Below are 22,074 nucleotides of genomic sequence, written 5' to 3' on the forward strand. Positions count from 1 at the left end.
GTCTTTTTGCAAAAAGACTGCCTGCGCGCTGCACTTGACGGAATCGCATAGCTCCGACATTATCTGAACAAGCGTTCAATAAAATCGGAGCCACCACAATGTTCATGCACTCAATGAGTTTCGATCTGGGCGAGGACGTCAACGCCCTACGCGATATGGTACACCGTTGGGCGCAAGAACGCGTAAAGCCAATGGCTGCTCAGATTGACAGCACCAATGTCTTTCCACATGAACTCTGGGCTGAAATGGGCGAACTTGGACTGCATGGTATCACTGTGGACGAAGACTTTGGTGGCTCGAAAATGGGCTACCTTGCCCATGTGATCGCTGTTGAGGAAATCGCACGCGCGTCTGCCTCTGTTTCCCTCAGCTACGGGGCACATTCCAATCTTTGCGTCAATCAGATCAGCTTGAACGGCACACCTGAGCAAAAGGCGAAATATCTGCCCAAACTGGTTTCCGGCGAACACGTCGGCGCACTTGCGATGTCCGAACCGAACGCAGGCTCTGACGTGGTTTCGATGAAACTCCACGCCGAAAAGCGTAATGATCACTACCGCCTCAATGGTAACAAATACTGGATTACCAACGGTCCCGATGCCGATACGCTCGTGGTCTACGCCAAGACTGACCCCGATGCGGGCTCCAAAGGAATGACCGCCTTTCTCATCGAAAAGTCGATGACAGGCTTCACAACATCGAACCATTTCGACAAACTCGGCATGCGCGGCTCCAACACCGCTGAGTTGATCTTTGAGGACGTCCAAGTCCCCTTTGAGAACGTGCTGGGCGAAGAGGGCAAAGGCGTGCGCGTGCTGATGTCAGGGCTAGATTACGAGCGCGTTGTGCTGTCTGGCATCGGAACTGGCATCATGGCCGCCTGCCTTGATGAAATCATGCCCTACATGGTCGAGCGCAAGCAATTTGGCCAAAGCATTGGCAATTTCCAACTGATGCAAGGCAAGATTGCGGATATGTACACGAAAATGAACACCGCGCGCGCCTATGTCTACGAGGTCGCGCGCGCTTGTGACAAAGGGCAGGTGACCCGCCAAGACGCGGCTGCCTGCGTGCTCTATGCATCTGAGGAAGCGATGGTTGTTGCGCACCAAGCCGTGCAAGCGATGGGCGGGGCAGGGTTCCTCAATGACAGTCCTGTTGCGCGCATCTTCCGCGATGCCAAGCTGATGGAAATTGGCGCAGGCACTTCAGAAATCCGCCGCATGCTGGTAGGTCGCGAATTGATGGGAGCGATGTCTTAATGCCCCGTTGGCTGCTCTGGACGCCGATTGTGGCGCTCACAGTGGCCACTGCGTTCCTTGGCCTGCGCGCGGGCTGGCATGTTTCGGCTTTGACCGAAAGCGATGTGATCAACCGCGCTGCTGCGGACTATCTCAGAGGAGACGTCAACCGCCGCGCAAGCGATTGCGAAGCAAGGCCGTCCGACGCAGGCGATATCTGGCTTATTGTGACCTGTACTTCACAAGCCGGCGAAACCGAAGTGTATCAAGCCAGTCGATACGGTCGCGTCCAGCTCGGTTCAGCCTCATACGGCAAACCTGAAACATGATATGCTAGACCCCCAACACAGCTATTTCGAAATGCGCGAAGCGTTCCGCTGGAACCTTCCTGAGCGCTTGAACATGGCGCAGCAATGTCTTGTGCATCCAGCTGAAAAGATCGCCCTCTATGAGCTCGAGTCTGGCCCGGTGACATATGCTGCGCTCGAAGCGAAGAGCGTCGCACTCGTGCGAGCGATGAGCGCACGTGGCATAAAACGTGGCGATCGCGTCGGTGTGCTGCGCTCCCAAGATGCGTGGACCGCTGCAGCTCACCTCGCCATTTGGTCCATCGGTGCAATTTCTGTTCCACTCTTTACGCTGTTTCAAGGAGACGCGCTCGATACACGCACAGGCGATGCCGGTGTTTCGCTCATCATCACAGATGCCGCGAATGCCAATCGCAAAATGACCGCGCCTGCATTGGTCCCCGACACATCACATGTCGTGCACGGCGAAAAACTCCAGATCGCGGATACTGGCCCCGATGACCCTGCTTGCCTGATCTACACGTCTGGCACCACAGGCGCACCCAAGGGCGCGCTGCACGGCCATAAAATGCTCACCGGTCATCTGCCGGGCGTTGAAATGAGCCATGATTTCTTGGGCCAGCCTGATGATTGCCTCTGGACCCCCGCTGATTGGGCATGGATCGGTGGTCTCTTCGATGTTCTCATGCCGGGTCTCGCGCTTGGTATTCCTGTCGTTGCTGCGCGCTTGGCCAAATTCACGCCTGACGCGTGCTGCGATGTGCTGCGCCGTGCGCCCGTGCGCAATGTGTTTTTCCCACCAACAGCGTTGCGTATGCTCAAGGCGGCGGATGTTGAAATCAAATCTCTCCGCTCCGTCGCCTCGGGCGGGGAGCCTTTAGGTGCAGAAATGCTCGACTGGGGCCGGCGCGCTTTCGGGCTGACGATCAATGAATTTTACGGCCAAACAGAATGCAACATGATCGCAAGCTCGAGTAGCGCTCTTTTCGCGCCGCGCCCCAATTGCATCGGCAAACCTGCCGCGGGTTTCGAGATTGCGGTTTTGGATGAGCACGGCCAACCCACAAAAAACGAGGGGGATATCGCGGTGCACAAAGGGGCAGCGTCGATGATGCTAGAGTATTGGCAACGGCCGGAGGCAACGAACGAAAAATTCAAAGGTGATTGGATGCTCACTGGCGATCGCGGCATTTGGGACACTGACTATCTACGTTTTGTCGGTCGTGAAGATGATGTGATCACCTCTTCAGGTTACCGCATTGGCCCCGCTGAAATAGAGGATTGCTTGCTCGCTCACAGTGCCGTTGCAACGGTTGGTGTTATTGGCAAGCCGGATGCACTTAGAACGGAAATTGTGAAGGCGTATGTTGTACTTAAGCACGGAACCTCGCCTAGCAATGAATTGGCAATAGAGCTTCAAGCATTCGTGAAAGAACGCCTCGCAAGCTACTCTTATCCAAGGGAAATAGAATTTCTCGAGGAATTACCCATGACGGTCACAGGCAAAGTCATTCGCAAAGAATTAAAGGCGCGCGCACGCGCTGAATTGGAAGGTCATTCATGAAGCTCACCAGCAAAGCGCTCCCGAATTCTGCGGAGTTTAAAGCAAACGTCGCAGCGCATGAGGATGCACTCGCCCAGATCGCAGAGGTTGCGAATACAGCGGCCCTCGGCGGGCCTGAAGCGTCTCGTGAGCGCCACGTCAAGCGCGGCAAAATGCTCCCGCGTGAACGCGTCGCTAATCTACTTGATGCTGGCTCTGCGTTTCTTGAAGTCGGCGCAACCGCCGCACATGGGATGTATGAGGGGGTCGCCCCAAGCGCTGGCGTGATTGCTGGCATAGGCACGGTCGAGGGTCATGAGGTCATGGTGATCTGCAACGATGCGACGGTGAAGGGCGGCACATATTACCCTATGACTGTCAAAAAGCACTTGCGCGCGCAGGAGATCGCAGAAGAAAATAATCTGCCATGCGTGTATCTTGTTGATAGCGGTGGTGCGAACTTGCCCAACCAAGACGAAGTCTTCCCTGATCGTGATCACTTTGGGCGCATCTTTTACAACCAAGCGCGGATGAGCGCGAAGGGCATTCCACAAATTGCAGCTGTCATGGGCTCGTGCACGGCGGGCGGCGCATACGTGCCTGCGATGAGCGATGTGACGATCATTGTGCGCGAACAAGGCACAATTTTCCTTGCTGGCCCGCCTCTGGTCAAGGCGGCAACGGGCGAAGTGGTCACAGCCGAAGACCTTGGCGGCGGTGATGTGCATACGCGGCTTTCCGGTGTTGCCGACTATCTGGCAGAGGACGACGCGCACGCACTTGCACTGGTGCGCCGCGCTGTAAGTCATTTAAATCGCAGCAAGCCAAGCACGGTGACGTGGCAAAACAGCGAAGAACCAGCCTATGATCCAAGCGAGCTTTTTGGTGTCGTTCCTGCTGATTTGCGCACGCCTTACGATATTCGCGAAGTGATCGCGCGTATCGTGGATGGCTCGCGGTTTGATGAGTTCAAACCGCGCTACGGTGAGACCTTGGTCACCGGTTTCGCGCACCTCAAAGGGTGCCCCATCGGGATAATCGCAAACAACGGCGTGTTGTTTTCTGAGGCGGCGCAAAAGGGCGCGCACTTTGTTGAGCTCTGCTCGCAACGCAAAATTCCACTTGTGTTCTTGCAAAATATCACAGGATTCATGGTGGGGCGTAAGTATGAGAACGAAGGCATCGCGCGGCACGGCGCAAAGCTTGTCACGGCTGTCGCAACGACGTCTGTCCCTAAAATAACCATGCTTGTTGGCGGCTCTTTCGGAGCGGGAAACTACGGCATGGCAGGGCGTGCATATCAGCCACGTTTCCTGTGGACTTGGCCGAATAGCCGGATTTCCGTGATGGGTGGACCGCAAGCGGCGGGGGTCCTTGCAACGGTCAAGCGCGATGCAATTGAGCGTAAGGGCGGGGCATGGTCAGCGCAGGAAGAAGCAGAGTTCAAGCAGCCAACTATTGATATGTTTGAAGAACAAAGCCATCCTCTTTATGCTTCTGCGCGCCTTTGGGATGACGGTATTATCGACCCTAGAAAGAGCCGGGATGTCTTGTCTCTTAGCTTATCTGCCGCATTGAATGCACCAATCGAGGACACACGTTTTGGCGTGTTTAGGATGTAGGTTAATATTAATGTTTTACATTCACTTACGCTCGTTACCAATTGATATTAAGTTGGATATTCAAAATGTTTGATACCATTCTAATTGCCAATCGTGGAGAAATTGCTTGTCGCATTATGCAGACCGCACAAGCGCTTGGTGTGCGGTGTGTCGCAGTTTATTCCGATGCAGATGCTTCAGCGCGCCATGTGGAAATGGCCGATGCCGCTGTGCATATTGGTGGTTCTGCACCAGCCGACAGTTACTTACGCGGTGATGTTGTTATTCAAGCCGCGCTGGATACAGGCGCACAAGCGATCCATCCGGGGTACGGCTTTTTGTCGGAGAACCCTGAGTTCGTCGAAGCGGTTGAAGCCGCGGGCTTAACGTTCATAGGGCCAAGCGCGCATGCTATCCGTTCAATGGGATTAAAAGACGCGGCTAAGTCATTGATGGAAAAGGCCGGTGTGCCTGTCGTACCTGGGTACCATGGTGCGGATCAAAACGATAGTTTGCTGGCTGAAAAAGCGACCGAGATTGGGTATCCTGTATTGATCAAAGCGGTCGCTGGTGGCGGTGGCAAAGGCATGCGCCTCGTCGAAAGTGAGGGGGCTTTTGCTGCCGCACTTGAAAGCGCGCGTTCGGAAGCCAAAAAGGCTTTTGGAAATTCTGACGTCCTTGTTGAGAAATTCGTAACGAAACCGCGTCATATAGAAATCCAAGTGTTTGGGGATGGCTCGGACGCGGTGCATCTGTTCGAGCGCGATTGTTCGCTTCAGCGGCGCCACCAGAAGGTGATTGAAGAAGCACCGGCGCCCGGCATGAACGACGCGGTGCGTGCAGCTATGGGCAAGGCTGCTGTGCGCGCTGCAAAAGCGATCGGGTACTCTGGTGCGGGAACGGTAGAGTTTATCGTGGACGGTTCTGATGGTCTGCGCGAGGACGGTTTTTGGTTCATGGAAATGAACACGCGCTTGCAAGTTGAACATCCTGTGACGGAAGCGATCACAGGCGTGGATTTGGTGGAGTGGCAATTGCGGGTTGCTGCAGGTGCGCGTTTGCCTAAGAAGCAGGAGGAGTTGAAGATTGAAGGGCATTCCTTCGAAGCACGTCTGTACGCGGAAGACGCAGCAAATGACTTTCTGCCCGCAACAGGACGCTTAACGCATCTCATGTTCCCGAGCGACACGCGTGCAGACACTGGCGTGCGCAGCGGCGATTACATCAGCCCTTACTATGACCCGATGATCGCAAAAATCACCGTGCACGGCGCGACGCGGGCTGTGGCTTTGGGTAAACTTCGAAATGCATTGGCAAAAACGCAAGTGGCGGGCACGGTCACCAACCTGAATTTCCTGCATGCACTCGCGTGCCACGAAGGATTTGCAAATGGGGATGTCGACACTGGTTTGATCGGACGGGATCAGGCGATGCTGACCGAAGCCAAGCCGCTTTCGGTGACTGTTTTGGCCAGTGCGGCGTTGAGTGCCGCAAAGCTGGACACTTCAGCCTCCAATCTTGGTTTTTCGCTTTGGCAGCCGCTCGCACGTCAAATCGTTCTTACGCAAGGAGAGGAGTTATTCACTTGCGTGTTAAGGTTCATCACGCCGCGCGAAGTCGAGATCCAAACGCCGATTGGCAAAGCCGTTGCACACTTTAAAAATGACGCTTGGACAATCGGTGGAATGCCGGCAACGCACACGATTACGATAGCGGAACAGGTGCACGTGTTTGGACCTGAGGGGGCGACGTTCACACTGTTCGATCCGCTCCAGCAAAGCAGTGCGGCAAGTGGTGATACAGATCTAATTCTTGCTCCTATGCCTGGGTCCGTGAAGTCAGTACTTGTGAAAAACGGACAAAATGTGGCGCTTGATCAACCATTATGCGTGCTAGAGGCTATGAAAATGGAACATTCATTGTTGGCGCAACGTATTGGAGAGGTTGCAGAGATCTACGTCAAGGAAGGCGATCAAGTCGAGGCGGGCGCGGCGCTTATTCGTCTTGCCCCAGATGCGAGCGATGTAGAATGACTCGCATCGTTTTGCATCACGCACCGCAAACGCGCTCAATGCGCAGTCTGTGGTTGCTTCATGAGTTGGGTGTGCCATTTGAAGTTGCCCATCAAGGTTTCGACAAGAGTTTGCGAGATCCGAAATACTTGAAGCTTTCACCCGCAGGACGCGTGCCCGCGCTGGAGATCGACGGGCAACGCATGTTCGAGACCGGGGCGATCACAGAGTACCTGTGTGAGCGGTTTCCAGAGGCAGGTTTGGGCCGTGATATTGGCTCGAGCGAACGCATGATGTGGCTCGTATGGGTGCATTTCGCCGAAACCATCAGCCAGCATGTGGCGGCGTTGACCCAGCAGCATTTAGTACTGCGGGATGATACGATGCGCAGTGCGGCTGTTATGACACTTGAAGCAGCGCGGCTGGGCAAATGCTACGACGCGCTTGAAACGCAACTTGAAACGACGCGCGCCAGCAGTGGGATGCTTTTGGCTGGTGGCTTTTCAGCGGCGGACGTGAGCGTGGGGCAGGCGGTCTATCTGGGACGGAAGTTTCGGACGTTGGATCAGCATCCCGCGGTCGCTGCTTGGTTTGGCCACCTCGAAGCGCGAGACGCATTCCGCGCAAGCCTGCCGGACAAAAGTGAGGAACTCTACACGCAAGACTTTTATCCAGCGTGGGAGATGCCAACATGAGCGAGACTGTTGAGCTTTTCGAGGTTGGTCCGCGCGACGGGCTTCAGAACGAAGCCACGCTTATCTCTGCGAAAGACAAGATCGCTCTGGTCGATTTGTTAAGCACGGCAGGCTTTGCAAGGATAGAGGTTGCAAGTTTTGTCAGTCCCAAATGGGTGCCGCAAATGGCCACAAGCGCGGATGTGCTGGCAGGGATCAAACGTAAGAGCGGCGTTTCTTATGCCGCGTTGACGCCCAATGCGCGCGGTTTCGAGGGGGCTGTCCAAGCGCGCGCGGATGAAGTGGCGATCTTTGGCTCTGCGAGCGAGGGGTTCTCCAAGGCGAACATCAACGCCACCATTGCAGAAAGCTTGGAGCGGTTCGTGCCTGTTGTTGAGGCGGCGAAAGCGATTGGCATTCCTGTCCGCGGGTATATTTCGTGCACGATAAATTGCCCCTATGACGGACCAACTCCACCAGAAGCGAGCGCGCGCGTGGCGCAAGCGCTTCATGAGATGGGGTGTTATGAACTTTCGCTCGGTGATACGACGGGACACGCTTACCCGAATGAAATCACAGCCATGTTGCGCGCGGTGAAGTCTGTGGTGCCAAACGCCAAGCTCGCGGGTCATTATCATGATACCAGCGGACGGGCTTTGGCAAATATCGAGGCATCACTCACGCAAGGGGTGCGCGTGTTTGATACATCAATCGCGGGGTTGGGTGGGTGCCCTTATGCGCCAGGTGCATCGGGCAACGTTGCGACGGAATACGTTGCCGCGCGGCTCGCCGAGCTGGGTTATCAAACCGGCCTCGACCTGGAGGTTTTAATGAAAGCCGCTCAAATGGCACGTGGATTGCGGGGTAAAGGGACAATATGATCTTTGAGACGATTAAACTAAGCACGGATGCGCGCGGTGTTGCGCAGCTTGTTCTGGCGCGCTCTGTGAAACACAACGCGATGTCGGAGCAAATGCTCGACGATTTGCTGGCCGCTGCACACCATATCGCCAACGACCCTGCGATCCGCGTTGTGGTCTTAAGTGCTGAGGGGAAAAGCTTTTGCGCAGGCGGTGATCTGGCGTGGATGCGCGCGCAGATGGACATGGATCCAAAAACCCGCAGTGCGCAGGCGGGCAAACTCGCGTATATGTTGCAAGCGCTTGATACATTGCCGCAACCGCTGATCGGGCGCATTCATGCCAATGCATTTGGGGGCGGTGTTGGCCTTGCAAGCGTGTGCGATATCGCAATTGGCGTCGAGGGCGCGTTGATGGGGTTGACCGAAACCCGTCTTGGCCTGATCCCCGCCACGATTGGACCTTATGTTGTCGCTCGCATGGGAAGCGCGAATGCGCGCCGCGTGTTCATGTCGGGACGCCGCTTTGATGCGCACGAAGCACAAACCTTGGGTCTGCTGGCTAAGGTCGTGGCACCGGATGCATTGGATGACGCGATTGAGGCAGAAGTGACCCCGTATTTGTCGTGTGCACCTGGTGCAGTGGCGGATGCAAAAGCACTCGTGCGTGCCTTGAGCACACCGATTGATGCGCAGACAATAGAGCATACGATTGAAGCGCTTGCGCAGCGTTGGGAAAGCCCGGAATCGCTCGAAGGGATTAGCGCATTTTTCGAGAAACGTGCGCCGACTTGGGCAGAGCAAGAGTAAAGGCACCAGAGCGCAGAGACCTATCAGACGACAACCTTGTTAACGCGTTGGAATCGCGCTGTGCAAGGCGCTGAGTCCCGCCCTTGTGATCACAAAATTTGAACTACCCTGCGACTTCGTCACCAAGGATTTATCACGTTTTTTCCCCATTTGACGAAAAGGTCATGAAAACAAGGGCGTTGAGCGCTAACACGCGTGATCAATTCTTGCATCGGTGGAGTTGACCCTCTGTGCACGGCTCGGTAAACCCCAACTGAGCCAAACTAGCCATTTGAGCGTGCCGAGCTGTGCAAGTGACACGCGCTTAAAACCGAAGGGATCCATTCTTCGTGGACGATATAGCAAGAGAATACCTCCCCATTATCATTTTTCTGGCTGTTGCCATTGGCTTGGGCCTTGTCCTGATCCTCGCGGCAATTGTGCTTGCAGTGCGCAACCCTGACCCTGAAAAAGTGTCGGCCTATGAGTGCGGATTTAACGCATTCGATGACGCACGTATGAAATTCGATGTGCGCTTCTACCTGGTCTCGATCCTCTTTATCATTTTTGATCTTGAGATCGCATTTCTGTTTCCATGGGCCGTCGCGTTCAAAGATATCAGCATGGTTGGTTTTTGGTCGATGATGGTCTTCCTCGCGGTTCTCACCGCAGGCTTTGCCTATGAGTGGAAAAAAGGAGCGCTGGAATGGGAGTAGTTGTTGGAGCAAACACCGCAGGGGGTGATCGCGATCACGGCACGGCTGCGCTGAATGCAGAGCTGGCCGATAAGGGCTTTTTGCTGACCTCAACGGATGACATTATTAACTGGGCGCGCACAGGCTCTTTGCACTGGATGACCTTTGGTCTGGCCTGCTGCGCTGTCGAGATGATGCACACCTCTATGCCACGCTATGATCTTGAACGTTTCGGCACAGCACCGCGTGCTTCCCCACGACAGTCAGACCTGATGATTGTGGCTGGTACGTTGACCAATAAAATGGCGCCAGCTTTGCGAAAAGTTTACGATCAGATGCCAGAGCCACGCTACGTGATTTCGATGGGCTCCTGCGCAAACGGTGGCGGTTACTATCACTATTCCTACTCCGTTGTGCGCGGCTGTGATCGCATCGTGCCTGTGGACATTTATGTACCCGGTTGCCCGCCCACGGCAGAAGCGCTGCTGTATGGCATCATGCAGCTTCAGCGCAAAATGCGCCGCACCGGAACAATTGCGCGCTAAGGCGCGTTTGAGGAGACTGTCATGAGCGCAGCGCTGCAAGAACTAGGCACTCACATCGAACTCAAACGCCCCGACTGCGTCCTTGGTTGGGCGATCGAGCAGGGCGAGCTGAATGTGACCGTTGCCCCCGCGAATATCGTTGATTTGGTTGAGTTTCTGAAAACTGACTCAAGCTGCAAGTTTTCCAGCTTGGTGGATATTACGGCAGTGGACTACCCCGAGCGCGGCAAGCGGTTCGATGTTGTTTACCACTTCCTCTCTATGTATATGAACCACCGCATCCGTTTGCGCCTGCATGTGCGCGAAGACGATATGGTCCCGTCCATCGTTGACGTGCACCCAAGCGCGAACTGGTTCGAACGCGAAATCTACGACATGTTCGGGTTGTTGTTCTCGGGCCACCCCGACTTGCGCCGCATCCTGACGGATTATGGTTTTCGCGGCCATCCGCTGCGCAAGGACTTCCCCACGACGGGTTATACAGAAGTGCGCTACGACGAAGTCGAAAAGCGCGTTGTGTATGAGCCTGTGAGCTTGGTGCAAGAATACCGCCAGTTTGATTTCATGTCCCCATGGGAAGGCGCGAAATACGTGCTGCCCGGTGATGAAAAGACGGAGGAGGCGAAATGATCTTTGTCGTAGCTCTTATCGCATCTTCGGTTGTGATATATCCTTTCTATAAATTGCTTCCTGTCTTTGGATATCCTTCTCAACTTTCGTTTTTGGCGGCTTTTCCGCCAATCGCTCTACTTTTCATGTGGTTGATGGCTCTGAAAGTTGATGAGTTGGGAGGAGGCAAATGATGGACGGCTCCAAGTTCGACGATAACTCTGTAGATGCGCTCTCGGGCGAACAGAAAATCCGTAATTTCAACATCAACTTCGGCCCGCAGCACCCTGCGGCGCACGGGGTTTTGCGTCTTGTCCTAGAGCTCGACGGCGAGATCGTTGAACGTTGCGATCCCCACATTGGCCTGCTGCACCGTGGCACAGAAAAGCTGATGGAAAGCCGCACGTACCTGCAAAACCTGCCATATTTCGACCGTCTCGATTATGTGGCCCCGATGAACCAAGAACACGCTTGGTGTCTCGCGATTGAAAAGCTCTGCGGTGTCGAAGTTCCGCGCCGCGCATCTTTGATCCGTGTTCTGTATTGCGAGATCGGCCGCGTGCTGAACCACTTGCTCAACGTGACCACGCAAGCGCTCGACGTTGGCGCGCTTACCCCGCCGCTTTGGGGCTTTGAGCAGCGCGAACAGTTGATGATCTTTTACGAACGCGCCTGTGGTGCCCGTCTGCACGCAGCATACTTCCGTCCAGGCGGTGTGCATCAGGACCTGCCAGATGCGCTTCTCGATGATATCGAAACATGGAGCTATGAGTTTCCAAAGTTCATGGACGACATGCATGGGCTTCTGACCGAAAACCGCATCTTCAAACAGCGTAACGCTGATATTGGTGTGGTCACGGAAGAAGACATTCTGAACTATGGCTTCTCCGGCGTTATGGTGCGTGGTTCTGGCTTTGCGTGGGATTTGCGCCGCGCGCAACCTTATGAATGCTACGACGAGTTCGAATTCCAAATTCCTGTTGGCAAGAACGGCGATTGCTATGATCGCTACCTGTGCCGCATGGAAGAGATGAACCAATCCGTCTCCATCATTCAGCAAGCCATCACCAAACTGCGCGCTGAACCCGGTGACGTTATGGCGCGCGGCAAACTCACGCCGCCCAAACGCGGTGACATGAAAACCTCGATGGAAGCACTGATCCACCACTTCAAACTCTACACCGAAGGCTTCCACGTGCCTGCGGGTGAAGTCTACTGCGCCGTTGAAGCCCCTAAGGGTGAATTCGGGGTCTACCTTGTGGCGGATGGATCAAACAAACCTTACCGCTCTAAAATTCGCGCGCCGGGCTTTTTGCACCTTCAAGCGATGGATCACATCACAGTGGGCCACCAGCTCGCCGACGTTGCCGCGATTATCGGCACAATGGACGTCGTCTTTGGCGAAATTGATCGGTAGCCCATGACACACGCTGCTCTTCCTCTCTTTAAAAATATCCCCGCCGGAGGCTCCCCAGCCTTCAACGGGAACAAAGGACCGTTCTAATGCTCCGCCGTCTTCACAAAGAACAGCCCGACAGCTTTGCCTTCACGCCTGACAATCAAGCGTGGGCAGACGCGCAGATCACCAAATACCCTGAGGGCCGCCAAGCCTCTGCGATCATCCCGCTTTTGTGGCGCGCGCAAGAGCAAGAGGGCTGGCTCACACGTCCTGCAATTGAACATGTGTCTGACATGCTCGACCTTGCCTACATTCGCGGTCTCGAAGTGGCGTCGTTCTACTTCATGTTCCAACTGCAACCCGTAGGCTCGGTCGCGCACATCCAGATTTGTGGCACATTGTCGTGCATGATTTGTGGTGCCGAAGACCTCGTTGCGGTGTGTAAAGAAAAGATCGCCGACAAGCCGCACGCGCTCAGTGCGGACGGCAAGTTTTCTTGGGAAGAGGTCGAATGCCTCGGTGCCTGTGCCAACGCCCCAATGGCGCAGATTGGCAAAGATTATTACGAGGACCTCACAACTGAGGGCTTGAGCAAACTGCTTGATGACATGGCTGCTGGTAACGTGCCTACGCCGGGTCCGCAGAACGGTCGTTATTCCTGTGAGCCGCTAACTGGTTTGACCAGTCTCAAAGATCACGACAGTGGCAAGACCAAATATAACGCGTCTGTACAACTCGCCAGTGACATCGGCGACACGATCAAACGGATCGATGGAACAGAAGTCCCACTTCTGGCGCCATGGCAGGGCAAATCAGGATCCAAACCTGTAAGCAAAGCCAAGCCCGCCGCGAAGAAAACCGCAGAGCCAAAGCCTGCGGCAAAAGCATCGGCTGATGCCACTGGTGATACACAGCAAGCAGCGAAGGCTAAATCCAAAGCCAAACCCGTTCCAAAGACCGCAAAATCAGAAGACGCGCCAAGCGCAAGCGCTGGCAAGAAGCCAAGCACGCTGAAAGCCGCGCGTGAAACTGGCGCGGATGATCTCAAAATGATCAAGGGCGTCGGCCCCAAAATGGAAAAACTGCTAAATTCGCTGGGCTTCTTCCATTTCGATCAGGTCGCAAAATGGTCGGATGAAGAAGTGGCATGGGTCGATCAAAACCTCGAAGGATTCAAAGGTCGCGTATCGCGTGATAATTGGGTGAAGCAAGCCGGAGTGCTTGCAAGCGGGGGCGACACAGAATTTGCATCCCGTGTTAAAAAAGGGAGCGTCTACTGATGCCTCTAAAAAACTGGGAGAGTCATAATGAGTGATCATAAGAAAAATTCAGCCTGTCAAATGGGCTGCTGGGCAATGGCAGCTGTCGCTGGCTTGCTGACGTTTGTCATGCTTTTGACGGTTGGTGGGTATACCTTTATGCCAGCTGCCTTTGTCGGTGCGATAGCGTTTATCCTGCTTGGCCTTTTGTTCGGCTGGCTATTTTGTACACCACTGCCTTCGGCCGTCGATCGGTCTGCGACTGGTTCGACGAGTGCAGCTGCAACATCTGGTTCAACAGCACCAAGCGCAGGCGCGACAGCTTCTGTAGCGGCAGGCGCATCGGCTGCGGTTGCGAGTACGAGTACTTCTTCTGCTTCTGCAGCAGCCAAAGCTGCAGCAGCCAAAGCAGCAGCCGATAAAGCCGTAGCAGACGCAGCATCTGGTGAAGACTATGATGGCGACGGTGTGCGTGAAGGCGCGAATGAGGGCACCAAGCCCGCCACGCTTACAGCTGCACGCGAAGGTGGTGCTGACGATCTAAAGCGGATCAAAGGTATCGGACCGAAGCTTGAGAAACTCTGCAATACAATGGGCTTCTTCCACTTCGATCAGATCGCCGCTTGGACGCCTGACGAAATGGCTTGGGTCAATGCGAACCTCGAAGGCTTCAAAGGCCGTGCAACCCGTGACAAATGGATTGAACAGGCCAAGCTTTTGGCGTCGGGTGCGGAGACAGAATTCTCCAAACGCGTCGACAAAGGTTCGGTTTACTAAGGAAAAACTCCAATGGGCCAAGACAATTCGGAAGACGCATTGGCGAAAAAGGGCCGCATGGTCGCGCTCGTTATCGCCGGAGCAATGGTCTTTTGGATCTTGGCCCAATGGATCGGACCACAGCTTGGCATGCCAGGCAGGTTCGCTCTACTCATCGATTTTGCAGTGCTCGCTGCACTCGTTTGGTCGATGATTGTGACGTATCAAATCTGGCGCGCGCGTCAGGACACGAAAGGATGACCCTAAGATGCTAGCCGATAAGGATCGCATTTTTACCAATCTCTACGGCATGCACGACCGTACCCTCAAGGGTGCGCAGGCGCGTGGACATTGGGACGGCACAGCCGCGATCATCAAAAAGGGTCGTGATTGGATCATCGATCAGATGAAAGCCTCTGGCCTTCGTGGTCGTGGTGGTGCGGGTTTCCCGACGGGTTTGAAGTGGTCCTTCATGCCCAAAGAAAGCGATGGGCGTCCGGCGTATCTTGTTGTGAACGCGGATGAATCCGAGCCGGGCACCTGTAAAGACCGCGAAATCATGCGCCATGATCCGCATACGCTGGTGGAAGGCTGCCTGATCGCGAGTTTCGCGATGAACGCAAACGCTTGCTACATCTACATTCGCGGTGAATACATCCGCGAGAAAGAAGCGCTGCAAGCCGCGATTGACGAAGCTTATGAAGCAGGTCTCGTCGGCAAGAACGCAGCTAAATCCGGTTGGGATTTCGATATCTACCTGCACCACGGAGCAGGGGCGTATATTTGCGGCGAAGAGACTGCATTGCTCGAAAGCCTTGAGGGCAAAAAGGGCATGCCACGGATGAAGCCACCGTTCCCCGCGGGCGCGGGCCTTTATGGCTGCCCGACAACTGTCAACAATGTTGAATCGATTGCTGTTGTCCCCACGATCTTGCGTCGCGGCCCTGAATGGTTCGCTGGCTTTGGTCGCGCAAACAATGCGGGCACCAAGCTTTTTGCGATCTCTGGTCACGTGAACAACCCCTGCGTTGTTGAAGAGGCGATGAGCATCTCGTTTGAAGAACTTATTGAGACACACTGCGGCGGCATCAAAGGTGGCTGGGACAATCTGAAAGCGGTTATTCCCGGTGGTTCCTCCGTTCCTTGTGTGCGCGGCGAAAAGATGCGTGACGCGATCATGGATTTTGACTACCTGCGTGGCGATCTTGGCTCTGGTCTTGGCACTGCGGCGGTGATTGTCATGGACAAAGATACCGACATCATCAAAGCGATCTGGCGTCTGGCGAAGTTCTACAAACACGAATCTTGTGGTCAGTGCACGCCGTGCCGCGAGGGCACAGGCTGGATGATGCGCGTTATGGAGCGTCTGGTTCAGGGTAACGCTGATCCATCCGAGATAGATATGCTATGGGACGTCACCAAGCAGGTTGAGGGCCACACGATTTGCGCACTCGGCGACGCGGCGGCTTGGCCAATCCAAGGTCTGATCAACAATTTCCGCGATGAGATCGAAGATCGCATCAAGGCGCAAGTCTCTGGCAAAACCACCCGTGCGGTGGCGGCGAAGTGATCCGTTTTGCGCTCATATGTTCTGTCGCTCTTGGCGCGCTGGCTGGTTGTTCGGACCCAACAAGGCAAGTGTTGTTTGACGGGTTGCCGTTCAAAGGCCGTTTGAGCGCAGACAAAGATGACAAGCGCAATTTCGTAGCGACTGCGGCTCCTGTTAGTCAAAGCTTAGAGGGCGCGCGCGAAGCGGCTCGCTTTGAGGGCACAAGCTATTGCGTGCGCAAATACGGACGCTCCGATATTGAGTGGGCCGCAAGCCCAGATGCAGAAGCAACTGCATTGAACATTGTCGAAGATGTGCTGACTGTCCAAGGGCGGTGCTCGGAATGAGGAAAACCAAAGAAAATAGGGATGTTATTGCATATCAAACCGCTCAAGCCCCATCTCAGGGTCAAGGTTTGACACATGTTCAAGCCGCTAGAGCAGTTTGCATGACAGGAGATACATCCATGCTAGTCAACCAGTCTTTTACCCGCCTCATCATAGCGTCTTTTGTTGCCGCGGCCCTTTTGTTGTCCACGCCTGCCTTTGCAGCCGGGCTTCAGGATGAAACCAAGATCAACAATGGCCTGCTGGCTGTCGGCATTGCGGATGAAATTCGCAATCGTTGCGACAGCATCAGCGCACGCACGTTTACAGCGCTTGGATTCCTGAATGGTCTCAAGCGCGAAGCGCGGGCCAAAGGCTATTCCAACGACGAGATTAACGCCTACACCAAAAGCAATGCTGAGAAGGCCAAGATGCGCAAACGCGGTCAGGCCTATCTCGCGCAGAATGGTGCATCCACATCCGACGCCGCGTCCATGTGCCGATTGGGCCGCGCCGAAATCGCAAAACGCAGCCAAATTGGCGTCCTTCTAAGAGCAAGGTAATCCATGTCCGACCTACGCAAGATCATCATCGACGGTAACGAAGTCGAAGTAGACGGGGCCATGACCCTCATTCAGGCCTGTGAAGAGGCGGGGACCGAAATTCCTCGTTTCTGCTATCACGAGCGTCTGACAATTGCCGGCAATTGCCGCATGTGTCTTGTGGAGGTCGTAGGCGGCCCGCCCAAACCAGCCGCGTCGTGCGCGATGCAGGTGCGCGATTTGCGTCCCGGCCCAGAAGGTCAGCCGCCTGTGGTAAAGACCAACTCGCCTATGGTTAAAAAAGCACGTGAAGGGGTGATGGAGTTTTTGCTGATCAACCACCCACTCGATTGCCCGATCTGCGATCAGGGCGGCGAGTGTGATTTGCAAGACCAAGCCATGGCTTATGGCGTCGATTTCTCGCGTTTCCGCGAACCAAAGCGCGCGACAGATGATCTGGATCTAGGTCCACTTGTTGAAACCCATATGACGCGGTGTATTTCGTGCACGCGCTGTGTGCGTTTCACATCAGAGGTCGCTGGCATCACTCAGATGGGCCAAACGGGTCGCGGCGAAGACGCAGAGATCACGTCTTATTTGGGCGAAACTTTGGACAGCAACTTGCAAGGCAACATCATTGACCTTTGCCCCGTTGGCGCTTTGGTCTCCAAGCCCTACGCGTTTACTGCGCGTCCTTGGGAGCTGACCAAGACTGAATCCATCGACGTCATGGACGCTTTGGGTAGTTCGATCCGCGTGGATACCAAAGGTCGTGAAGTGATGCGTATGTTGCCGCGCAACCATGATGGCGTGAACGAGGAATGGATTTCTGACAAGACACGCTTTGTCTGGGACGGCTTGCGCCGTCAGCGCCTTGATCGTCCGTATATTCGCGAGAACGGCAAATTGCGTGCATCCAACTGGGGTGAGGCGCTTGGCGCTGCTGCCACGGCGATGAAAGGCAAGAAAGTTGCGGGTCTGATTGGTGATTTGGTGCCTGTTGAAGCCGCTTTTGCACTGAAGCAGATTGTCGAGGGCATGGGCGGCAACGTTGAGTGCCGCACCGACAAAGCGAAACTGCCTGCTGGCAATCGCTCTGGCTACGTTGGCAACGCAACCATCGAGGATATCGAGGCAGCACAGAACATTCTGATCGTTGGCAGTGATCCCAAGACCGAAGCACCTGTGCTGAACGCACGTATTCGCAAGGCCTGGACACAGGGAACCAATGTTTCCTTGATCGGTCAGGCGGTGGATCTGACTTTTGAGCACACGCATCTGGGCACGGACCGCGCAGCGCTTGCCGATGCCAGTGGCTTTGATCTGGTGATCGTTGGGCAGGGCGCATTGCAAGAAGCGGACGGCGAGGCAGTTCTGGCGACTGCCATGGCGCTTGCAGAGAAAGCAGGCGGCAAAATGCTGGTGCTTCATACAGCTGCGGGTCGTGTTGGTGCGATGGACGCGGGATGCACAACTGAAGGCGGCGTTGAAGCGGCAACTAAGGATGCTGAGGTGATTTACAACCTTGGTTCTGACGAAGTCGACATCGATGCGGGCGCATTTGTGATCTACCAAGGTAGCCACGGTGATCGCGGAGCACATCGCGCGGACATCATTCTGCCGGGTGCTGCGTATACAGAAGAGCAGGGGTTGTTCGTCAACACTGAGGGCCGTCCACAGCTCGCGATGCGCGCTGGTTTTGCGCCCGGTGAAGCGAAAGAGAACTGGGCAATCTTGCGCGCGCTTTCTGCTGAACTCGATGCGAAATTGCCATACGACAGTCTTGCAGCATTGCGTACAGCGCTTGTTTCAGAGGTTCCCCATCTCGCAGAGATTGATGAGGTTCCACAGAACGCGTGGCAACCGCTTCCCGCAAAAGCGATGGGCAAAGCGGACTTCCGCAATGCGGTCAGCGATTTCTACTTGAGCAACCCTATCGCGCGCGCAAGCGAGTTGATGGCAGAGCTAAGCGCAGGTGCGAAAGCGCGCCGCCAAGCAGATAAGATCGCCGCCGAGTGAGAAACGTAGCGATCATATCCCCATTTGCGCTGGCGCTTGCTGGTGCGGTATCCGGATGCGAGCAGCAAACGGGCGATAAACCCGCGCCGTTCAAGCCGCTATATGAAGGCGTGCAAACATGGCTTCTCGATGGTGACTTGGTCAGCTTTCAAGTTAAAATGAAGGGCGCACGCGACAATTCTGACGTGGATGCCTATGCAGAATGTGCCGCTGCGCAGTACGCGTTAATCAGAGGTTATGGTTTTGCGCGTCATTTACGCACAAACACGGCCGAAGAGGGTGGCACATGGGTCGGGGATGCTGTTTACACCATCTCGCCAGCGCTCCCGCGTGGGCTGAAGACGATAGATGCAGAAGTCACGGTTTCGGCCTGCGACGAGAACAAGATACCGACGGTGTGAGGACCTAATGTACGACTTTTTCACCACCACAACATTGGGCATGGGCCTGACAATCGTTGGGCAAATCTTCTTGCTCGTGATTCCTTTGCTGCTCGCGCTTGCATTCTTGATGTACGCCGACCGCAAAATCTGGGCTGCTGTCATGATGCGCCGCGGACCTAACGTCGTTGGCGTTTTTGGATTGCTGCAAAGCTTCGCGGACTTCTTGAAATACATCGTGAAGGAAGTCGTCTTCCCTGCGGGCGCGGACAAAGCGGTCTTCTTGATGGCGCCGATGGTAACATTGGTGATGAGCTTGATCGCTTGGGCGGTTATCCCGTTCAATGAGAACTGGGTTTTGTCCGAGATCAACGTCGCGATCCTTTATGTATTCGCGGTGTCCTCGCTCGAAGTATACGGCGTGATCATGGGTGGTTGGGCGTCCAACTCCAAATATCCGTTCCTTGGCTCGCTTCGCTCTGCTGCGCAGATGATCTCTTACGAGGTCTCTATCGGTTTGATTATTATCGGTATTATCCTGTCATCCGGTTCGATGAACTTTGGCGCAATCGTTGCTGCACAAGATAGCGATTACGGATTGCTCAGCTGGTATTGGCTACCGCATTTCCCGATGTTGGTTCTCTTCTTTATCTCGGCCTTGGCGGAAACCAACCGTCCCCCATTCGACCTTCCCGAAGCGGAATCGGAATTGGTGGCGGGCTATCAGGTTGAATATTCCTCGACGCCGTTCCTGCTGTTCATGATCGGGGAACTTGTTGCCGTCGTTCTGATGTGCGCACTGATTTCGCTGATGTTCTTTGGTGGATGGCTCTCCCCAATCCCAGGCTTGCCGGATGGCATCTTCTGGATGGTGGGCAAAATGCTTTTGGTGTTCTTCTTCTTCTCCATGGTGAAGGCGATCACACCGCGCTACCGCTACGACCAGTTGATGCGCATTGGTTGGAAAATCTTCCTTCCGATGAGCTTGGCTTGGGTCGTGTTCGTGGCATTTGCTGCAAAATTTGGATGGTTCTGGGGCGTTTACGCGCGCTGGACTGTGGGAGGCTAAACGATGGCTGATTTCGATTATGGCCGCGCGGCCAAGTACTTCCTGCTTGCGGACTTCGTGAAAGGCTTCGGTCTTGGTTTGAAATATATGTTCGCGCCCAAAGTGACGCTGAACTACCCGCATGAGAAGGGCCCACTTAGCCCGCGTTTTCGAGGTGAGCACGCTTTGCGTCGTTACCCGAATGGCGAAGAGCGTTGCATCGCATGTAAGTTGTGCGAAGCGGTTTGCCCTGCGCAAGCGATCACCATTGACGCGGAACCGCGCGATGACGGCTCGCGCCGCACCACACGTTATGACATCGACATGACCAAATGCATCTATTGTGGTTTCTGCCAAGAAGCCTGCCCAGTGGACGCGATTGTCGAAGGTCCGAACTTTGAATTTGCGACTGAGACCCGTGAAGAGCTGTTCTACGACAAGGACAAATTGCTCGAGAACGGCGATCGTTGGGAAGCGCAGATTGCGCGCAACCTTGAGATTGATGCGCCCTACCGATGACTGATGCGAACAACCCCTTTGCCATGATGATGGCCCAAGCTCAGGAGATGGCGAAAGCTTTCAATCCTGCGCTGGCTGGCGCGTCAACGCAGGCGATGGAAAAACTTTGGCCGACAATGACGAAGGACATGATGGAAATGTCGTTCGGCAAAGGCGCGTCCAAAGAGGGGTTGGATGCGAAAACGCGCCTTTTGCTGACGCTGGCTGGTTTGACCATGCAGGGCGCGCAGAATGAAACGCAGTTAAGAATGACCGTGCGCCATGCCCTTGCGGCGGGTGCGAAAAAAGATGAAGTGACCGAGACCATCGCGCAAATGTCGATGTTCGCAGGTTTGCCAGCGATGACCCGCGCGATGGAATTCGCGAATGAGGTTCTATCAGAGACCAAGGATGATGAGACATGAGCGTCGCCGTATTTACCTTTTACCTCTTTGCGATCTGCACGATCACGGGCGGCTTGTTTACGGTGATTAGCCGTAACCCTGTGCACTCGGTCTTGTGGTTGATCCTTGCGTTCTTGTCCTCTGCGGGCCTGTTCGTGCTGCTTGGCGCGGAGTTCGTGGCGATGTTGTTGATCATCGTTTACGTCGGCGCAGTCGCGGTTTTGTTCTTGTTTGTGGTCATGATGCTCGACATCGACTTTGCCGAACTAAAGGCGGAAATGGCGAAATACATGCCGCTCGCTTTGCTCATTGGTCTCGTGCTGCTGATGCAATTCACCATGGCCTTCGGAGTCTGGGAAGCCAGCGACAAAGCAGCTGGCCTGCGCGACGCGGTGACGCCAACGGATGCGCACAACACCGAAGCTTTGGGCTTGTTGCTCTATGACAAATACTTCCTGATTTTCCAGTTGTCTGGCTTGATCCTGTTGGTTGCGATGATAGGCGCGATTGTTCTGACATTACGCCACCGCACGGATGTTAAGCGTCAGGATGTGATGGCGCAGATGCACCGTGATCCAGCCAAAGCGATGGAACTCAAAGACGTGAAACCGGGGCAGGGGCTTTAACGCTACTCGCTTGAAGAATTATTAAGCCCGAACGGGCAAACACGGGCGGTCGCCACCGCCAAGAATAAAGAACTGAGGGACGACATGATCGGACTAGAACATTACCTGACAGTGGCAGCGACGCTGTTTGTCATTGGTATATTTGGCCTTTTTGTGAACCGCAAGAACGTCATTATCCTGCTCATGTCGATCGAGCTGATGCTGTTGGCGGTCAACATTAACCTTGTTGCCTTCTCCAGTTTCCTTGGGGATTTGGTCGGGCAAGTGTTTACGCTCTTCGTTCTGACAGTTGCCGCCGCAGAGGCCGCGATTGGCCTTGCGATCCTCGTCTGCTTCTTCCGTACACGCGGAACGATTGCGGTCGAAGACGTCAACGTGATGAAAGGCTGATC

General features: G+C 54.9%; 25 protein-coding genes. All 25 read left to right on the top strand.

All coding sequences use genetic code 11. The features are described from left to right. Nucleotides 1-98: 98 nt before the first annotated feature. The 25 genes from PFRI_RS07485 (at nucleotide 99) to nuoK (ending at nucleotide 22,072) form a co-directional block, all read left to right on the top strand. Nucleotides 99-1,262, top strand: a complete 1,164-nt coding sequence (locus tag PFRI_RS07485; RefSeq protein ID WP_072630084.1) for an isovaleryl-CoA dehydrogenase — start codon at nucleotides 99-101, stop codon at nucleotides 1,260-1,262. After that, a complete protein-coding gene (locus PFRI_RS07490; RefSeq protein WP_072630085.1) occupies nucleotides 1,262-1,570 on the top strand; it encodes a hypothetical protein in 309 nt (102 codons plus the stop codon). Before PFRI_RS07485 ends, PFRI_RS07490 begins: the two co-directional genes overlap by 1 nt. A 1-nt stretch (nucleotide 1,571) precedes the next feature. Continuing rightward, the gene (locus PFRI_RS07495) at nucleotides 1,572-3,113 is read left to right on the top strand and encodes an AMP-binding protein (protein ID WP_072630086.1); all 1,542 of its coding nucleotides are present in this window, start codon (nucleotides 1,572-1,574) and stop codon (nucleotides 3,111-3,113) included. Then, the gene (locus tag PFRI_RS07500) at nucleotides 3,110-4,714 is read left to right on the top strand and encodes a carboxyl transferase domain-containing protein (protein WP_072630087.1); all 1,605 of its coding nucleotides are present in this window, start codon (nucleotides 3,110-3,112) and stop codon (nucleotides 4,712-4,714) included. Before PFRI_RS07495 ends, PFRI_RS07500 begins: the two co-directional genes overlap by 4 nt. Before the next feature lie 65 nt (nucleotides 4,715-4,779). Beyond that, nucleotides 4,780-6,726 (top strand): acetyl/propionyl/methylcrotonyl-CoA carboxylase subunit alpha, encoded by a 1,947-nt coding sequence (locus PFRI_RS07505; RefSeq protein WP_072630088.1) that lies wholly within the window; start codon nucleotides 4,780-4,782, stop codon nucleotides 6,724-6,726. Beyond that, complete coding sequence (locus tag PFRI_RS07510) at nucleotides 6,723-7,400, top strand: glutathione S-transferase family protein (RefSeq protein WP_072630089.1); 678 nt, start codon at nucleotides 6,723-6,725, stop codon at nucleotides 7,398-7,400. Before PFRI_RS07505 ends, PFRI_RS07510 begins: the two co-directional genes overlap by 4 nt. Beyond that, nucleotides 7,397-8,260 carry a hydroxymethylglutaryl-CoA lyase gene (locus PFRI_RS07515; RefSeq protein ID WP_072630090.1) on the top strand — a complete coding sequence of 288 codons (864 nt, stop codon included), beginning with the start codon at nucleotides 7,397-7,399 and terminating at the stop codon, nucleotides 8,258-8,260. The genes PFRI_RS07510 and PFRI_RS07515 overlap by 4 nt, the downstream gene beginning before the upstream one ends. Beyond that, on the top strand, nucleotides 8,260-9,048 hold the full coding sequence (locus tag PFRI_RS07520; RefSeq protein ID WP_072630118.1) for a crotonase/enoyl-CoA hydratase family protein: 789 nt from the start codon (nucleotides 8,260-8,262) through the stop codon (nucleotides 9,046-9,048). Before PFRI_RS07515 ends, PFRI_RS07520 begins: the two co-directional genes overlap by 1 nt. A gap of 329 nt (nucleotides 9,049-9,377) precedes the next feature. Then, a complete protein-coding gene (locus PFRI_RS07525; RefSeq protein WP_072630091.1) occupies nucleotides 9,378-9,743 on the top strand; it encodes an NADH-quinone oxidoreductase subunit A in 366 nt (121 codons plus the stop codon). Further along, nucleotides 9,734-10,267 carry a NuoB/complex I 20 kDa subunit family protein gene (locus PFRI_RS07530; RefSeq protein ID WP_072630092.1) on the top strand — a complete coding sequence of 178 codons (534 nt, stop codon included), beginning with the start codon at nucleotides 9,734-9,736 and terminating at the stop codon, nucleotides 10,265-10,267. Before PFRI_RS07525 ends, PFRI_RS07530 begins: the two co-directional genes overlap by 10 nt. Before the next feature lie 21 nt (nucleotides 10,268-10,288). Next, nucleotides 10,289-10,897 carry an NADH-quinone oxidoreductase subunit C gene (locus PFRI_RS07535; RefSeq protein WP_072630093.1) on the top strand — a complete coding sequence of 203 codons (609 nt, stop codon included), beginning with the start codon at nucleotides 10,289-10,291 and terminating at the stop codon, nucleotides 10,895-10,897. Nucleotides 10,898-11,069: 172 nt separating this feature from the next. Continuing rightward, nucleotides 11,070-12,293: an NADH-quinone oxidoreductase subunit D gene (locus PFRI_RS07540; protein ID WP_175549239.1), complete on the top strand. Its 1,224-nt coding sequence runs from the start codon at nucleotides 11,070-11,072 to the stop codon at nucleotides 12,291-12,293. An 86-nt stretch (nucleotides 12,294-12,379) separates the two neighbouring features. Continuing rightward, on the top strand, nucleotides 12,380-13,555 hold the full coding sequence (locus tag PFRI_RS07545) for an NADH-quinone oxidoreductase subunit E (protein ID WP_072630095.1): 1,176 nt from the start codon (nucleotides 12,380-12,382) through the stop codon (nucleotides 13,553-13,555). Between the two features lie 27 nt (nucleotides 13,556-13,582). Beyond that, nucleotides 13,583-14,311: a helix-hairpin-helix domain-containing protein gene (locus tag PFRI_RS21345; protein ID WP_072630096.1), complete on the top strand. Its 729-nt coding sequence runs from the start codon at nucleotides 13,583-13,585 to the stop codon at nucleotides 14,309-14,311. A gap of 12 nt (nucleotides 14,312-14,323) precedes the next feature. Then, entirely contained in the window at nucleotides 14,324-14,551 is a 228-nt protein-coding gene (locus PFRI_RS07555) for a DUF5337 domain-containing protein (protein WP_072630097.1), read from the top strand. A gap of 7 nt (nucleotides 14,552-14,558) precedes the next feature. Next, nucleotides 14,559-15,860, top strand: coding sequence for an NADH-quinone oxidoreductase subunit NuoF (nuoF, locus tag PFRI_RS07560; RefSeq protein WP_072630098.1), 1,302 nt, complete (start codon nucleotides 14,559-14,561; stop codon nucleotides 15,858-15,860). Continuing rightward, nucleotides 15,857-16,186: a hypothetical protein gene (locus PFRI_RS07565; protein WP_084649640.1), complete on the top strand. Its 330-nt coding sequence runs from the start codon at nucleotides 15,857-15,859 to the stop codon at nucleotides 16,184-16,186. Before nuoF ends, PFRI_RS07565 begins: the two co-directional genes overlap by 4 nt. 119 nt (nucleotides 16,187-16,305) lie before the next feature. Continuing rightward, complete coding sequence (locus tag PFRI_RS07570) at nucleotides 16,306-16,728, top strand: DUF5333 domain-containing protein (RefSeq protein ID WP_072630099.1); 423 nt, start codon at nucleotides 16,306-16,308, stop codon at nucleotides 16,726-16,728. 3 nt (nucleotides 16,729-16,731) lie between these two features. Then, nucleotides 16,732-18,726, top strand: a complete 1,995-nt coding sequence (gene nuoG / locus PFRI_RS07575; RefSeq protein ID WP_072630100.1) for an NADH-quinone oxidoreductase subunit NuoG — start codon at nucleotides 16,732-16,734, stop codon at nucleotides 18,724-18,726. Then, a complete protein-coding gene (locus tag PFRI_RS07580; RefSeq protein ID WP_072630101.1) occupies nucleotides 18,723-19,127 on the top strand; it encodes a YNQ4 family lipoprotein in 405 nt (134 codons plus the stop codon). Before nuoG ends, PFRI_RS07580 begins: the two co-directional genes overlap by 4 nt. Nucleotides 19,128-19,134: 7 nt before the next feature. Beyond that, the gene (gene nuoH / locus PFRI_RS07585; protein WP_072630102.1) at nucleotides 19,135-20,175 is read left to right on the top strand and encodes an NADH-quinone oxidoreductase subunit NuoH; all 1,041 of its coding nucleotides are present in this window, start codon (nucleotides 19,135-19,137) and stop codon (nucleotides 20,173-20,175) included. A 3-nt stretch (nucleotides 20,176-20,178) separates the two neighbouring features. Continuing rightward, nucleotides 20,179-20,673, top strand: a complete 495-nt coding sequence (gene nuoI, locus PFRI_RS07590) for an NADH-quinone oxidoreductase subunit NuoI (protein ID WP_072630103.1) — start codon at nucleotides 20,179-20,181, stop codon at nucleotides 20,671-20,673. Then, complete coding sequence (locus tag PFRI_RS07595) at nucleotides 20,670-21,077, top strand: carboxymuconolactone decarboxylase family protein (protein WP_072630104.1); 408 nt, start codon at nucleotides 20,670-20,672, stop codon at nucleotides 21,075-21,077. The genes nuoI and PFRI_RS07595 overlap by 4 nt, the downstream gene beginning before the upstream one ends. After that, complete coding sequence (locus tag PFRI_RS07600; RefSeq protein ID WP_072630105.1) at nucleotides 21,074-21,682, top strand: NADH-quinone oxidoreductase subunit J; 609 nt, start codon at nucleotides 21,074-21,076, stop codon at nucleotides 21,680-21,682. The genes PFRI_RS07595 and PFRI_RS07600 overlap by 4 nt, the downstream gene beginning before the upstream one ends. 84 nt (nucleotides 21,683-21,766) lie before the next feature. Continuing rightward, nucleotides 21,767-22,072: an NADH-quinone oxidoreductase subunit NuoK gene (nuoK, locus tag PFRI_RS07605; protein WP_072630106.1), complete on the top strand. Its 306-nt coding sequence runs from the start codon at nucleotides 21,767-21,769 to the stop codon at nucleotides 22,070-22,072. Nucleotides 22,073-22,074: the final 2 nt, after the last annotated feature.

This window comes from Planktotalea frisia (genome assembly GCF_001890925.1).
Lineage (GTDB): Bacteria > Pseudomonadota > Alphaproteobacteria > Rhodobacterales > Rhodobacteraceae > Planktotalea > Planktotalea frisia.